13 protein-coding genes are annotated in these 14,701 nt (G+C 34.8%); 3 read left to right on the forward strand and 10 right to left on the reverse strand.

Going from position 1 to position 14,701, the window contains the following annotated elements:
• Positions 1 to 98: 98 nt before the first annotated feature.
• The 10 genes from NEH75_RS12650 to NEH75_RS12695 all read right to left on the reverse strand — a co-directional run bounded on the left by NEH75_RS12650 (position 99) and on the right by NEH75_RS12695 (position 11,676).
• The gene (locus tag NEH75_RS12650; protein ID WP_212725018.1) at positions 99 to 959 is read right to left on the reverse strand and encodes an NAD(P)-dependent oxidoreductase; all 861 of its coding nucleotides are present in this window, start codon (positions 957 to 959) and stop codon (positions 99 to 101) included.
• 347 nt (positions 960 to 1,306) lie between these two features.
• Positions 1,307 to 1,990, reverse strand: coding sequence for a hypothetical protein (locus NEH75_RS12655; RefSeq protein WP_055305733.1), 684 nt, complete (start codon positions 1,988 to 1,990; stop codon positions 1,307 to 1,309).
• Between the two features lie 15 nt (positions 1,991 to 2,005).
• Positions 2,006 to 2,872: a polysaccharide deacetylase family protein gene (locus tag NEH75_RS12660; RefSeq protein WP_055305734.1), complete on the reverse strand. Its 867-nt coding sequence runs from the start codon at positions 2,870 to 2,872 to the stop codon at positions 2,006 to 2,008.
• Positions 2,873 to 3,014: 142 nt separating this feature from the next.
• Complete coding sequence (locus NEH75_RS12665; RefSeq protein ID WP_238581302.1) at positions 3,015 to 3,800, reverse strand: polysaccharide deacetylase family protein; 786 nt, start codon at positions 3,798 to 3,800, stop codon at positions 3,015 to 3,017.
• Positions 3,801 to 3,918: 118 nt separating this feature from the next.
• The gene (gene ptsP / locus NEH75_RS12670; RefSeq protein WP_055276445.1) at positions 3,919 to 5,628 is read right to left on the reverse strand and encodes a phosphoenolpyruvate--protein phosphotransferase; all 1,710 of its coding nucleotides are present in this window, start codon (positions 5,626 to 5,628) and stop codon (positions 3,919 to 3,921) included.
• Positions 5,629 to 5,809: 181 nt separating this feature from the next.
• The gene (locus NEH75_RS12675) at positions 5,810 to 6,076 is read right to left on the reverse strand and encodes a phosphocarrier protein HPr (RefSeq protein ID WP_262941337.1); all 267 of its coding nucleotides are present in this window, start codon (positions 6,074 to 6,076) and stop codon (positions 5,810 to 5,812) included.
• Positions 6,077 to 6,159: 83 nt separating this feature from the next.
• Positions 6,160 to 6,663, reverse strand: a complete 504-nt coding sequence (locus NEH75_RS12680; RefSeq protein WP_055243840.1) for a PTS glucose transporter subunit IIA — start codon at positions 6,661 to 6,663, stop codon at positions 6,160 to 6,162.
• 125 nt (positions 6,664 to 6,788) lie between these two features.
• Positions 6,789 to 8,366: a glucose-specific PTS transporter subunit IIBC gene (gene ptsG / locus NEH75_RS12685; RefSeq protein WP_055305736.1), complete on the reverse strand. Its 1,578-nt coding sequence runs from the start codon at positions 8,364 to 8,366 to the stop codon at positions 6,789 to 6,791.
• A gap of 218 nt (positions 8,367 to 8,584) precedes the next feature.
• Positions 8,585 to 9,550 carry a polyprenyl synthetase family protein gene (locus tag NEH75_RS12690; protein ID WP_055305737.1) on the reverse strand — a complete coding sequence of 322 codons (966 nt, stop codon included), beginning with the start codon at positions 9,548 to 9,550 and terminating at the stop codon, positions 8,585 to 8,587.
• A gap of 128 nt (positions 9,551 to 9,678) precedes the next feature.
• Entirely contained in the window at positions 9,679 to 11,676 is a 1,998-nt protein-coding gene (locus NEH75_RS12695; RefSeq protein ID WP_055243846.1) for an NAD(P)/FAD-dependent oxidoreductase, read from the reverse strand.
• Between the two features lie 392 nt (positions 11,677 to 12,068).
• Here NEH75_RS12695 and NEH75_RS12700 point away from each other — a divergent pair, with 392 nt between their 5' ends.
• The 3 genes from NEH75_RS12700 to NEH75_RS12710 all read left to right on the forward strand — a co-directional run bounded on the left by NEH75_RS12700 (position 12,069) and on the right by NEH75_RS12710 (position 14,667).
• Positions 12,069 to 12,944: a hypothetical protein gene (locus tag NEH75_RS12700; RefSeq protein WP_055305738.1), complete on the forward strand. Its 876-nt coding sequence runs from the start codon at positions 12,069 to 12,071 to the stop codon at positions 12,942 to 12,944.
• A 99-nt stretch (positions 12,945 to 13,043) separates the two neighbouring features.
• Positions 13,044 to 14,075, forward strand: coding sequence for an FAD:protein FMN transferase (locus NEH75_RS12705; protein WP_055305739.1), 1,032 nt, complete (start codon positions 13,044 to 13,046; stop codon positions 14,073 to 14,075).
• 145 nt (positions 14,076 to 14,220) lie between these two features.
• The gene (locus NEH75_RS12710; protein WP_055243853.1) at positions 14,221 to 14,667 is read left to right on the forward strand and encodes a hypothetical protein; all 447 of its coding nucleotides are present in this window, start codon (positions 14,221 to 14,223) and stop codon (positions 14,665 to 14,667) included.
• Positions 14,668 to 14,701 lie beyond the last annotated feature (34 nt).

Below are 14,701 nucleotides of genomic sequence, written 5' to 3' on the forward strand. Positions count from 1 at the left end.
GCTATGTACTTTCCGCTACTTGGACGTACTCGGGACTTTAACCCGTTAGATAATACCCATGCCGGGCGCACATAAAAAGTAGACCGGAGGTCTACTTTTTATTTTTCATATAATTTATAGAGAGCTTGTGTTCCACAGTTTTCTAACTCTCGTTTTTGACATTCTTCATACAAGCTTAAGACTAACTCAAGTCCTGGTAAATCCACATTCATTGCCTTCGATTCACTACAAGCGATACGCATATCTTTAATAAAGTGTTTAATAAAGAAGCCTGGATTAAAGTCATCTTTAATAATACGTGGCGCCATATTGCTTAATTGCCAGCTTGCTGCCGATCCGCTCGTTACTGCCTTTAAAACAGTCTCTAAATCTAGTCCAGCTCCTTTAGAATAAGCAAGGGCCTCAACCATTCCGATAGCCGCTCCTGCAATGGCAATTTGATTCGCCATTTTTGTATGTTGACCACTACCCGCAGACCCCATATAAACAATCGTTTGACCCATTAACTCTAAAATCGGTAAAATTTCATCATATGCTTCTTTGTCTCCACCAACCATAATCGTTAACGTTCCATTTTTCGCCCCAACATCTCCACCTGTAACAGGTGCATCTAAACACTGTAATCCTTTAGCTTGCCCTGCTTCATAAATACGTTTTGCTAAATCTGGTGTCGAGGTTGTCATATCAACTAAAATTGAATGAGCTTTTGCATGATTCACTAAACCATCTTCACCTAAATACACGCTTTCAACATCTGCTGGCACGCCAATAATGGTAAATATTAAATCACAAGTTGTTGCAATACTCTTTACATCATCACACCAAATAGCCCCAGCCTCGACTAAGCGATCAGCTTTACTTTTTGTACGATTATAAACATATAAGTCATGACCCGCTTTTAACAGATGACCTGCCATTGCTTGACCCATGACACCAATTCCAATAAATCCAATCTTCATGAACTTCCCCCTCTTTCTTTGACACGATTAATTACTTCTATATACAACCAGAAATATTTTCTACATTTACTACGGCAACCTAAATACTTAATAATTATGCCGTGGGTCACCTGCCATGCGAAGCATGTTTCCTCCGCTGGTAGGGTATGGGTCACCTAGCGATTTCTGAAAGAAATCTAATCCTCAACTGCTAGGGCTTGGGTTCCCTGTCATTTGCAACGGAAATGTATTCTCCGTTGATAGGGTCTTAAAAGTTTTTTACACCGTAAAAAACTTTTCTGGACTTACATAAATTATAACATACTCAAATGCAAAAAAAGCTATGAATTAAATTCATAGCTTTAAAATTATTTTTTAAATAAATAGTCAGGCACACCTTTATTGGCAATCGCTTCATAGTATTCCGTTTTCACCGCATAATACTCCTCAATTGATTTCATATACTCTGTATGTAATTCTTCAATTGTATTAAAAATCATATTAATAGTTTGGAAGTATTGAACTGCTTCACTTGTTTTTGTATTATAGAACATTTCTTCAAAATTAGTTAGCTCTTTTGCTAGTACCTCTAACTCAGCATTTAAAGCAACTAATTTCTCCGTACGTGCTTGTTGTAAAACTGACATTTGTTTACCTAATGATGCTAAGTTTTCAGGAAGTTTTGATAACGTTGATTCTACTTTATCAAAATTAACTTCTTCTAACTGACTATTCATACATGTCACAACATTAGCTGTGTAATCTTTTAACACTTCATATTCTGCATTAAATGATGTAAATAACTCTGTTACATCCTGGCTTCCATCATAAGTTTGTCCTACTAGAATAATCTCACGCACATGTGATTGCAAGGCATTTAATGTCGTTTCTAATGTATCCGGTGATTTTTTCTCACAGGTTACAATCTCTTGATCAATTTGTTGATAAAATTGGAATGCTTCAACTTCAGGGAATTTATAAGTAAGAGCAAAGAATACCCCAATAGTTGCGATTAATCCAATAATAACAAATGGTAAAAATGGTTTACGCATATACTCAATCCTCCCCTATAAATCATCGCTTCCGAATAGATTTTTAACAATGTGATTATCCGGATTATATGGTAAAAACTCATATCCTAAGTCAGTATAATATTGAATAACTTTTGGTAAGACTTCAACTGTGACGTCTTTTTCATGGAATAAAACAACGGTTTGTCTTGGATAATTCCATAAATTCATACAATATTCAATATTTTTCATAATACTATCGACTGAAGCTCCTGATTCCCAATCTAATGAATCAACATCCCAGTCCCAGCATTTAACCCCAATTTTATTTAACTCTTCAACGTGAGCATCTGTAAAAGTTCCTCCACCTGTCCCATAAGGGGCACGACATAATTCACTCTCAAATCCACCTGTAATTTCTTTAAGGAGTGCCTGTTCTTCTAACATCTCACCGGCAAAGTTTTGAGCCGCATTCTCGTCACCATATAAGGTTGAATAATCATGCGTCATCGAGTGCATCCCAATGTAGTGACCGGTATCTGCCATACGCTTTAAGATATCTTTTGAACCACTATATCTATCAATTGATGATCCTAGAACAAAAAATGTTCCTTTAATATCATAACTATCTAAAATGTCTAAGATTTTCTCTGCATTTTGAGATGGCCCATCATCAAATGTTAAATAAACAAATTTAGCCTCTTTGTTATGCCAACTATTAACCGTCGTAATCGGTTCAAAATTTAAAGAACTTGGCTCAACAGTCGCCACACTTAAGCTATTTACTTGTTGAAAAATATTAAATACGAAACTTCCAACAACAAGTAAGAAAGCCACTAATGTAAAAATAATGTAAGCCTGTGGTTTTACACGATTGCGGCGACCATAACTACCATAATTTGAATAATACTGTTGTCTTGCCACTACTTTTCCCTCCATCTGTTGTATTTGTTTTAATTATACAATACCCATTGTGAAAATGCATTCTAAATTCCAACAATATTCTACAAAAACAGAAGGTAATTTATGGTTTATATTATTTCTTTTTGGCTCATAATAAATTTGACTATTTTTTCATACAATCAAATTCTTCCCCCTCATAATAAGGCATAAAAACATATCCTTGATTACGATAATATTCAATCACTCGTGGTAACACTTCTAAGGTTAATTTTTTCTCATGAAATAATAAGACAACCTCATTTGGATAATTACTGTGTTTTAAATCTGCGACGACTTGATTAAAGATTGCATCAGCACTTGATTTCGACCAATCTAATGAATCCACATTCCAATCCACACACTCAAGTCCTGCTTCCTCTAATGCTTTATAATGCCCTGCTTTAAAATGAGTCTTTCCACCATAAGGAGGTCGACATAGATTACTTTCAAAACCTGTTAACTCTTTGATTTTAGCCTTAACTTCTAGCATTTCATTCACGAAGTTTTGTGGGGCTCCTGGAACATTGTATAACTTATCCATATTATGTGTCATACTATGCAGTCCAATATAGTGCCCTCTTTTTAAGACTTCATTAAGAACTTCATCTGCATTTGATAAAAGATCAATATTTTCACCAATAACAAAAAAAATAGCAGGAACATCTTCCTCCTCTAATAAGTTTAATAAATCTAATGTATATTTAGATGGCCCATCATCAAACGTTAAATAAACAACTTTTTCTGGCTTTGGATCTTGATAAATAAAATGATCAATTCGATCATCAACGGTTGCTGCCCTTGGTGTTATCGTATTCATACAACATAAAGCCATTAATATAACTCCAAATATTAAAAATAAAAATGACTTTAAAGTTGTATTTAATTTCTCATTAAATAATGAATTTCTCATTTTTTTCAACTCTTTTCATATAAACTTCCTTCATATTATGCGACATTTTCTCTTAAATTATTGCATTTCTTGCAAGAATAAAAAAAGTGTGAAGAAAATTCTTCACACTTAAAATTCATTATTTTTGAATGCTTTCTACTAATTCGATAACTTCTTCAACTGTTGATTTGTTTAATGCTTCAGCAGCTAAGTCAGCCATCTCAGCTTTTGATAATTTACTGATTAATGAACGAGCAGGTAAGATTGAAGTTGCTGACATTGAGAATTCATCTAATCCTAATCCTAATAATAATGGGATAGCTGTTTGATCTCCAGCCATTTCTCCACACATTCCAGTCCATTTACCTTCTTTGTGTGCTGCATCAATAACCATTTTTACTAAACGTAAAATACTTGGGTTATATGGTTGATATAAATATGAAACTTTCTCATTCATACGGTCTGCAGCCATTGTGTATTGGATTAAGTCATTTGTTCCGATCGAGAAGAAGTCTACTTCTTTGGCGAATTGATCAGCTAATACTGCTGCTGACGGAATTTCAACCATCATACCAACTTCGATTTCTTCAGAAACTGTTACACCTTCTGCAACTAATTTAGCTTTTTCTTCTAATAATAATGCTTTTGCAGAACGGAATTCATTTAATGTTGCAATCATTGGGAACATGATACGTAATTTTCCGTAAGCACTCGCACGTAATAAAGCACGTAATTGAGTACGGAATAAATCTGTATCATCTAAGCATAAACGGATCGCACGGTATCCTAAGAATGGGTTCATTTCTTTTGGTAAGTGTAAGTATGGTAACTCTTTATCCCCACCAATGTCTAATGTACGAACAACAACTGGTTTATCTCCCATTGCTTCTAATACTGCTTTGTATGCTTCGAATTGCTCTTCTTCAGTTGGGAAGTTGTCACGTCCCATGTATAAGAACTCAGTACGGTATAATCCTACTGCTTCTCCACCGTTAGCTAAAACACCTTCAACATCTTTTGGAGTTCCGATGTTAGCAGCTAACTCAACGTGTTGTCCATCTTTAGAAACCGTTTTTTCATTTTTTAATTTAGCCCATTCAGCTTTTTGAGCTTCGTATTGTTTAGCTACTTCTTCATAGTGAGCTACTTGCTCAGCTGTTGGATTAACGATTACATTTCCTTCTAATCCGTCTAAGATGATCATATCTCCATCTTTAACATCTTCTAAGATTGTTTTTGTACCAACTACTGCTGGGATTTCTAAAGAACGTGCCATGATTGCAGAGTGAGATGTACGTCCCCCAATGTTTGTAGCAAATCCTTTAACGAAGTTACGATCTAATTGAGCTGTATCAGATGGTGTTAAGTCTTCAGCGATGATAACAACTTGCTCATCGATTGTACTTGGATCATTTACTTTAACTCCTAATAAATGAGCTAAAATACGTTTTTTAATATCTTTAATATCTGCTGCACGCTCACGGAAGTATTCGTTATCCATGCTTTCGAACATCATGATGAACATATTTGAAACTTCATCAAATGCATAAGCAGCATTAACGCTTTCAGATTTGATTTTATCTGTTGTTTGGCTTAATAACTCAGGGTCATTTGCCATATTGATGTGAGCATCAAATACTGCTGCTTCTTCTTCACTTAAGTTTTGTGCAGCTTTAACTTTAATTTTTTGTAACTCTTCAGTTGTTTTAACTAAAGCCTCTTTATATAAGTTGATTTCTGCCTCAACATCCGAAATTGTAGCTTTCACTACAGTTAATTCTGGTTCAATTAATTTAAATGCTTTTGCAATTGCAATACCATTTGACGCTGCGATACCTTTAATATTCACAATGCTACCCCTTTCATTTTCACTGGATATATACTTAATTATTATAACATATGTAACAGGTTACACAATAAACTTTTATATGTAACAGGTTACATGTGTTGTTTTGTCACATAATTATCCAAAAATAAGCAAATAAAAAGTACTGGTTTCCCAGTACTATTGTATCTAAATTAGATAAGTATTATTCACCTAATCCTTGAGTTGTGATAGTTTCTGTTAAAGCTGTGATTGCTGCTTCAGCATCATCACCTTCAGCAGAGATTGTAATCTCAGCACCTTGTTGGATTCCTAAAGACATAACACCCATGATTGATTTTAAGTTAACTTTTTTGTCACGGTATGTTAATGAGATTTCTGCATTGAATTTGCTAGCTGTATTTACTAATACTGTAGCAGGGCGAGCATGTAATCCAGTTTCATCTGTAATTTTGAAGATTTTTTCCATCAATAATCGCTCCTCTTTCCATAAGTGATTTCTACGTTTATTGTAACGTGTCAATCTCTAAAAATCAAGTTATATACTTCACAAATTTATTTAATTTCTAAAATGCTAGCTTCACCGTGTGTTACTGATCCTGTTTTCTTTAACTCGATTGCTTTATCACCTAAGTTAGTGAAAACAACTGGTGTCACTAATGATGGTACTTTTGGACGTACAGCATCTAAATCAACTGATAATAACAATGTATCAGGTGTTACTGTATCTCCCTCTCCAACATGAGCAGTGAATCCTTCACCTTTTAATGTAACAGTATCCATACCGAAGTGAATTAAGATTTCATGCCCTTCGTTAGATTCTAATGCTACAGCGTGTTTTGTTGGGAAAACATTTAATACTTTACCTGTAACTGGAGAATATACTTTTCCTTCAGTTGGCTCGATAGCAAATCCGTCTCCCATCATTTTTTGACTGAATACTGGATCTGGAACTTCGCTAATCGGTAATAATGTACCAGAAATTGGAGCAAAGATTCCTTTTTTTGGTTCTTCAGTCTTTTTGCTGAATAAGTTTTTGAATGTGTCAAAAATTCCCATGGTGCACCTCCTAATATCTTTCATATCTATTATAGTGTTTTTTTTCAACAAATATAGATGTATTTTACTTTTTTTTAAAATAAAAGCGCTTTCTACGGTCAACTATTATTCTTTTCAACTATTTTTTACTTATTTTTTTCTGATTCGCGAATAATTTCTTCAATTTGGGATTTTAGCTGATCTGATGTTGTTCCAAAGATTGCTTGTAAATTATTACCTGAAACAAAAATCCCTGAAGCTCCCAATTCTTTAATTTTTAATTGATCAACTTCGTCAATATCATGCACTGAAACACGTAAACGTGACATACATGCATCTAAGGTGTCAATATTTCCTGAGCCACCTAAAGCAGATAAAATTGCAGCAGCTTTTTCATCACGAGATACTGATTTAGATGCTTGATAATCAGCTTTAGATACTAACTTATCTTCCGATTCACCGCGTCCTGGTGTCGGCAAATTAAAACGTCGAATCGCAAATCGGAAAATAAAGTAGTACAGTGGTGCGTAGAAAATTCCCACTAAAAGAATACGAATCCAACTAGTAAACTCATTTCCTGGTAAAATTCCATAAACCGCTAAATCAATTAATCCTCCAGAGAATGTCATTCCAACATGAACATTAAATAAATACATTAACATAAATGATAATCCAGCTAACACAGCATGAATTGCAAATAACACGGGAGCAACAAATAAGAATGTAAATTCAATAGGTTCACTAATTCCCGTTAAGGCGACTGTTAATCCGGCTGATAAAAGTAAACCACTTACGGCTTTTCGACGTTCAGGGGTTGCTTCTTGATACATGGCATAGGCAGCAGCTGGAAGTCCAAAAATCATAAATGGATATTTTCCTGTCATGAAGCGTCCAGCTAATGTCGCTCCTTGAGCTTGGACATTTTCAAGCATCGCTTGGTAACCGTAGTTTGAAAAATCAGATAATTGTTGGAACCAAATTCTTTGATCCCCCATTGCAACAACACCATCTATTGATGTATAAATTCCTCCTGCTTCTGTATACCAAAGAGGGAAATAGAAAACATGATGTAAGCCAAATGGAATTAAAGCACGCTCTGCTGTTCCATATAGCCAAATATAAAGTGGATTTGTTCCCTCAGATGCAACAATATTACCGAAGCTTGCAATTAAATTACCAATTGGTGGCCAAATGAAGGCTAAAACAATTCCGACTAAAATAGATGATAATGCTGTAATAATTGGAACAAAACGTGCTCCGGCAAAGAAAGATAAAATATCTGGGAACTTAACATTATAAAACTTATTATATAAATAAGCCGTTAATAACCCAATGATAACCCCACCAAAAACAGAAGTTTGTAAAGTCTCAATTCCTAAGATATTTGCATATAACTTTTCAGGCAACGTATCAGGCATAAAAATTCCTGTTACAACATTCATAATTAAAAAACCAACTGTTGCAGCCAGTGCAGCGACTCCTTTATCTCCAGTTAATCCTGAAGCAACTCCGATTGCAAACAACAAAGGTAAATTATCAAATACAATTTGACCCGATTGATTCATAACGGCTGCAACTGTTTGCCAGAACTCATTATCTAAAAATGGAAGATAATTTAAAAGTGATTGTTGCATTGATGCCCCAATTCCTAATAACAATCCGGCAATTGGTAATAAGGCGACTGGCACCATAAATGCCTTACCAATTCGTTGTAAAGTTTTCATTTTTAAATCTCCTTTCAAAAATAAACTATAAGTAGTACGGGGATTCACTCTCTCTTTGTTATTAAAAAATTAAACAAGTACCACTTTCTATATTTTAACCTATATACCCTATATTATGTAGATAACAAATCCATATTTTTGTCACTTTTTCACGGTTTTGGTTACGATAACAATATAACCTTATAACGTTAAGATAAAAAAAGAACATTAGAATAACTCTAATGCTCTCTTACTAATAGTCGCTTTGTAATCCATTCTAAATCATCTCGTGATTGACACGTTGGAAGAGATGAGATTTCTTTTAAAGATTTAATGGTGTATTTCTCAGCAAGTAATTGTGCTTGACGTACACCACCTAACTCATTCACACGAACAATAATACGTTTGATTGTTTCATCATCATAAACATCAGCTGCTAATAACCTATTTAGAACTGAATCATTTTTTCTTAAAGCATAAATTAATGGTAATGTGTAGTACCCCTGTTTTAAGTCATTTCCTAATGTCTTACCAACTCGAGCCTCATCCCCCGTATAATCTAAAATATCATCGATAATTTGAAAAGCATTCCCAACATGCAGTCCAATCTTACCAAGCTTTTTGCAGAATCGTTCATCACACCCCGCTTCATAAGCACCAACTGCTAAGCTAGTTGCTAAAAGTGCAGATGTTTTAGCGCCCACAATTTTTAAATATTTCTTAACAGAAGTATGCGATTTAAAACGACCATCAAATTGTTCAATTTCACCAACACAGACACGAGAAACCGCCTTTGATAATTCCTTCATATGATGAAGTTCATAATTTTCTGCTAAGATTTCAAAGCATTTGGTAAAGATGTAATCACCAGTATAAACAGCATAATCTTTTCCATATTTTTGTTGCGTTGTTAATGCTCCACGACGATGTGTTGCATCATCAATAATATCATCATGAACAAGAGTGGCTAAATGTAACATTTCAAGAACGGCAGCTAGTGGATAAATGGATTCAATTGGTTTAGATCCGAATCCAGCGCCAATAATACATAATCCAGGTCGAATTCGCTTTCCACCTGATGACGCTAGATCTTGTAATATTTCATTCATCTTTCGTTGCTTAACTGTTAATTGTTTCCCAATAACTTGATCAACCTCATTAAGGTGAGCAATCATCGCGGTTTTTTCTTGCCAAAATGAATTCATACGTTATCACCTACATCATTGGAATACTACCTTATATATCAACCCGTTGAAAATACCGGCTATCAGAAGAAAAACATAGCCAATACGCTATCGTATTAACTATGTTTCCCCAATTGTTATATTATAAATTAATCAACGTATAGATACCATTTTCTTAATAATGGAATACGTTTCATCATCTCGCGTAACCAAGGCCAAACATAATAATCTAAACCTAATACCATTCCAGAGTTTCCAATTAAAGCGAATCCTCCAACTAAGTACCATAACATTTCAGTTGGCGCCATACCCGAAGCCCAAATCATACATCCCATTGCAATTGTTGCAATCGCTGCGACTGGAGTGAATAAACCGATAATTAACATACCACCGAAGATGATTTCTCCGAAGATCATTCCACCTTGAACTAAGCTTGCTAATTGGGTAAATTGTGTTCCATCTGGAGTATAGAAGAAGGCATCCATTGACCATCCTACCATATTTTCAACAAATCCTGGAACAGGTAAGACTGCAATCCAATTCATAAAATCATGAATTAAATCAGCTAACATTGTAAAGATATCTCCACCATTTGAAGCCACCTGATTTGCCACTTCATTAACTGCACCTGACGCTGCTGTTACAGCTTCAGTTACCGCTCCTGACGCCGCTGTTACAGCTTCAGCTACCGCTCCTGACGCTGCTGTTACAGCTTCAGTTACTGCTCCTGATGCTGCACCTAATGCGTCCGCTTTTGGAGGTTGTGGTAATAAGAATACATTATTGAAATCATGAATAATTTTAGGTAATTTTGATAAACCTTGTTGTAACCACATAAATCCGACAAATACACGTAATGGGAACTTCCAGAATACTGGAGCTGAATTAGATAATAATCCACCTACCATTGAACGGTTATTTTTTGTATGGAAGAACTCATGCATTAAATATGACCAAATTTTATTGAATCCTAAAACTTGAACAAAGTATACTAAGTTAATTAAATGCTTTGATGCCATTGCGAAGAATCCTGATAAATTGAACCACATCCCCGGCATTCCAACTTGAGCTACTCCATAACGAGATCCAATACATACCATTGAACCGTGGAATGTTGGTTTATAAGTTTTATATTCTCCACCTTTAATATCTACGGCAATATTATGCGCAACAACTGGTGCTGAATGCTCTGCATTTTCAACCATCTGAGGAACTGGACGTTCTTCTCCTTCAGGAATATAGAAAATATTATCTCCAACGACATAAACATCTTGATAATCTTTTGCTTGTAAGTGACCATTTGTCACAATACGTCCACGACCAGCTTTTTCAACTTGAGCTTGATCAACAATATCTGAACCTTCAATACCTGCTGCCCAAATAACAGTACGTGTATTGATGACTTTTTCACCTTTATTTAAAACTACTTTATCCTCATGAATTTCGCTTACCGCAGAATTCATCACTAATTCATTTCCTAATTTAATTAAACGACGCTCTGCTTTGCGAACTAATTTATCTGGATACATTGGTAACACTTTTGGTGCAAAATCAACCACGTATAAAGTCACTTCATCTTTATCAATATGGAATGAACGACATAATTCATCTTTCCATTCTCCTAATTCACCAGCCATCTCAACTCCAGTGAATCCAGCCCCAACTGTTACGAATGTTAATAACTCACGACGCTTCTCTTTATCTGCTGTTAAAGCAGCTTGACGGAACATATTTAAAATGTGTTCACGTAAGTTAACTGCATCAGTATAAGACCATAATTGATGTGCATTTTCAGATCCTGGAATACCAAAGAATGTTGGTTTACATCCAGTTCCCATCACTAAATAATCATACTCATACGTTGCATCGTTAGATGTTAAAACCTTTTGTTCAAAATCAATATTCTTAATTTCATCTAACACAACATTGACATTACGTCCTGCAAAGATACTCTTTAAATCCATACGAATTGATTCTTCGTTAACACGTCCTGCAGCTACCTCATGTAACTCCGTCAACATTGTATGATACGATTGCTTATCAATTAATGTAATTTGAACATCTTTGTTCTTCTTGAATTTTTTGGCTAATTTCTTAGCTGTAAGGACACCTGCATATCCTCCACCAAGTACTACTACTTTCTTCATGAAACTCCTCCTCAAATAACCACGCTTTCTTTATAACCTCTCACCGTCATAAAAAAAGTAACTTCCCCTAATACCATATTCAGTGTCAGCCCTTTATTTCGACACAATACTTTATTAAATAGGAAAGTTAATCTCTCAAACTAGAAATCCATTTAGTTCACTAATATTTTATCACATTTTTTCACAAATACAATCTTTTTGTTAGCCTGCTTATTTTCCCTATTAATATTTATCTATGACTAAACATCATTACCTCTGAATTAAATTTCACTTTTTGAAACTGATCTAGTTTTTCTTCGACAATAAAAGTAACATTTGCCCATATCAACTTTGCTCGAGCTATGTTAAAATAACAAAAAGGACTTTAACTTGAAATAATAGGAGGACAGTTTATGAAATATAAAACCATATCACTGACCATCATTTCAATGATTAGCCTACTAGGCGCTTGCGATGCAAATGATACTCATACTGAGGTACTCTTGCAATCAGATAATGTTAAATTATTAACGATTGAATCTAACGACTTGAGTACTCCAATTCAGACACTAAATGATGGTCATTATTTCGCTGAAGCGGATACTTATTCTACTAATGGATGGAAAAATATCGTTAACTTTGAAGTCGTTAATGGACAAATTGAAAGTATAACATTTGATGCGGTCAATGAACAAGCAACAACCTATAAACGAACTCTATCGATTAATGGAGAATATATATCGGACACTATTGATTCATCAGATCTCAAATGGCATGAACAACTACAATTAATAGAGTCCTATCTTATAAACGATCAAGATTATCATGAATTATTGACAGCGGACACCATTCCTACTATTGAAGGTATTACAATTGACCTCTCTCCGTTTATTGAATTATTCAATACTGCGATGACAGAAGGACCAATTGAAATAGGTCCTTATCAAAATGGACAATACTTTGCCGAAACAGAAGATAGTAATAATGGAATGAAACACACGATTAATATGCTAATTGAAAACGGATATATTATTGCTGCTCATTGGGATACCGTTCCTACTAACAATCTAAAAGCAGCTAATCAGGTATTAGATGAAGAAGCGTACTCAAAGCACTGGAATCAGCAAGCCAACCTCTTAGAACAGCATTTAATTGAAATTCAAGATCCCATGCAAATGACATTCAATGAACAAAATAAAACAACTGATGTCAATGGAGTAACAATTGAAGTCCATCAATTTATCGAACTAGCTATAAAAGCACTGGCTAGTGGTCCATTATTAGACTAAATTGAAAAGATAAGATTTTCACAAGTTGAAAATCTTATCTTTTTTTTATAGTCTAGAATATGATATCCTATTAAAGAGAAAAAAATGGAGGAGACAACTATGAAACATATGAAGCCCTTTTTGTTTGTCTTCCTACTTCTATTAGTAGGTTGTCAAACAAAAGAAGAAACACCAGTTGAGCCTGTATCACAAAATAAATTTTTACTTGGTACAATTGTCAATATTACGTTGTACGATAATCCTAAACAAGAGATTTTTGATGAAATTTTCAATGCGATTGAAGAAATTGAAACAATGATGACAATTAATAATGCAACAACCAGTGAAATTATTGAAATTAATCGTCAAGCAGGGTTAGAAGCAGTTAAGGTTTCTCAAAACACATTTGATGTCATTAAAGCAGGTTTAACATATTCGGAACTGGCAAAAGGTAAGTTTGATATTACCGTTGGACCATTAGTTAAACTATGGGAAATTGGATTTGATGATGCCCATGTTCCAGAGGCTTCAGAAATCGAAAACAGTTTAACTTTAATCAACTATAAAAACGTGGAGTTAAATGAAAAAGATCTTACAATAAAACTAACTCAGCCCCATATGATGATTGATTTAGGGGGAATTGCTAAAGGATACGCAGCAGACGTTACCGCCTCTATCTTAAAACAACATGGAAATAAGCATGCCATCATCAACCTAGGTGGAAATGTTTATGCATATGGTGAGAAACCCAACCAAGCAGCTTGGAAAATTGGAGTCCAAAATCCCTTTTCAACACGTGGTGAGTATCTTGGAATTGCCAGTGTCAAAGATAAAACAGTTGTAACATCTGGAACTTATGAACGTTATTTTGAGCAAGATGGAGTTATTTATCATCACATTTTAGATCCGCAAACAGGATATCCTGTTCAAAATAATGTCATGTCAGTCACCATTATTGCTGATAGTTCAATGACTGCCGATGCCTTATCTACAACAGCTTTTGCTCTTGGGATTGAACAAGGATTAAATTTAATTGAGTCAATTTCTGGGGTTGAAGCACTATATGTTACGGATGAAAAGCAACTCTATGCAACATCAGGATTTCTAGATTACTTTCAATTAACTGACGATACATTTACCCTTGTACAATAAAACAAAAAAGACCAATACTTTTGGTCTTTTTTTATAGTTAAATTGTATAGAAAAATAATTAATTTGGGCTTCCGCCAAACCCACTTCAACCTCCTGTAATATACTATATTGTAATTGAATTACTGAGGAAAGGATGTTATGAGTTATGAATGGATATAATAGATGTGGAGGATATAAAGCTCCAATGATGTATGCAATGCCTACTATGCAACAACCAATGCCAGTAAAAACAGAGATGGTCAACGTACCTGAAGCATGTGAAACAAAAGTTATGGCTCCTCAAGTTGCACCAATGCAACCTGCCTATCCAATGCCAGCACCAGTTTGTGGACCTATGCAATTTGAAAGTTGCTGCCAAGTCGTTGAGCCTACTGTATGTTGTATGCCAGAAGTACACCATCATCATCGAGTAGAACATATCGTACCAGTTGTTGTACGCAATGTTCACCATCATCATAATCATCATGATTATGTAATCTGTAAACAAGAAGGAATGGAAACTCACCAATATGACCATGGACTCCGTAACGAAGACTGGTGCGCATTAGCCATGCAACAAAACTCATGCGGACCAAGAACACCAATGTGCTAATATAATAACACCTTAATCGAGTAGGAGATAATTA

Origin of the sequence: Turicibacter sp. T129, assembly GCF_025594975.1 — a bacterium.
GTDB lineage: Bacteria > Bacillota_I > Bacilli_A > MOL361 > Turicibacteraceae > Turicibacter > Turicibacter bilis.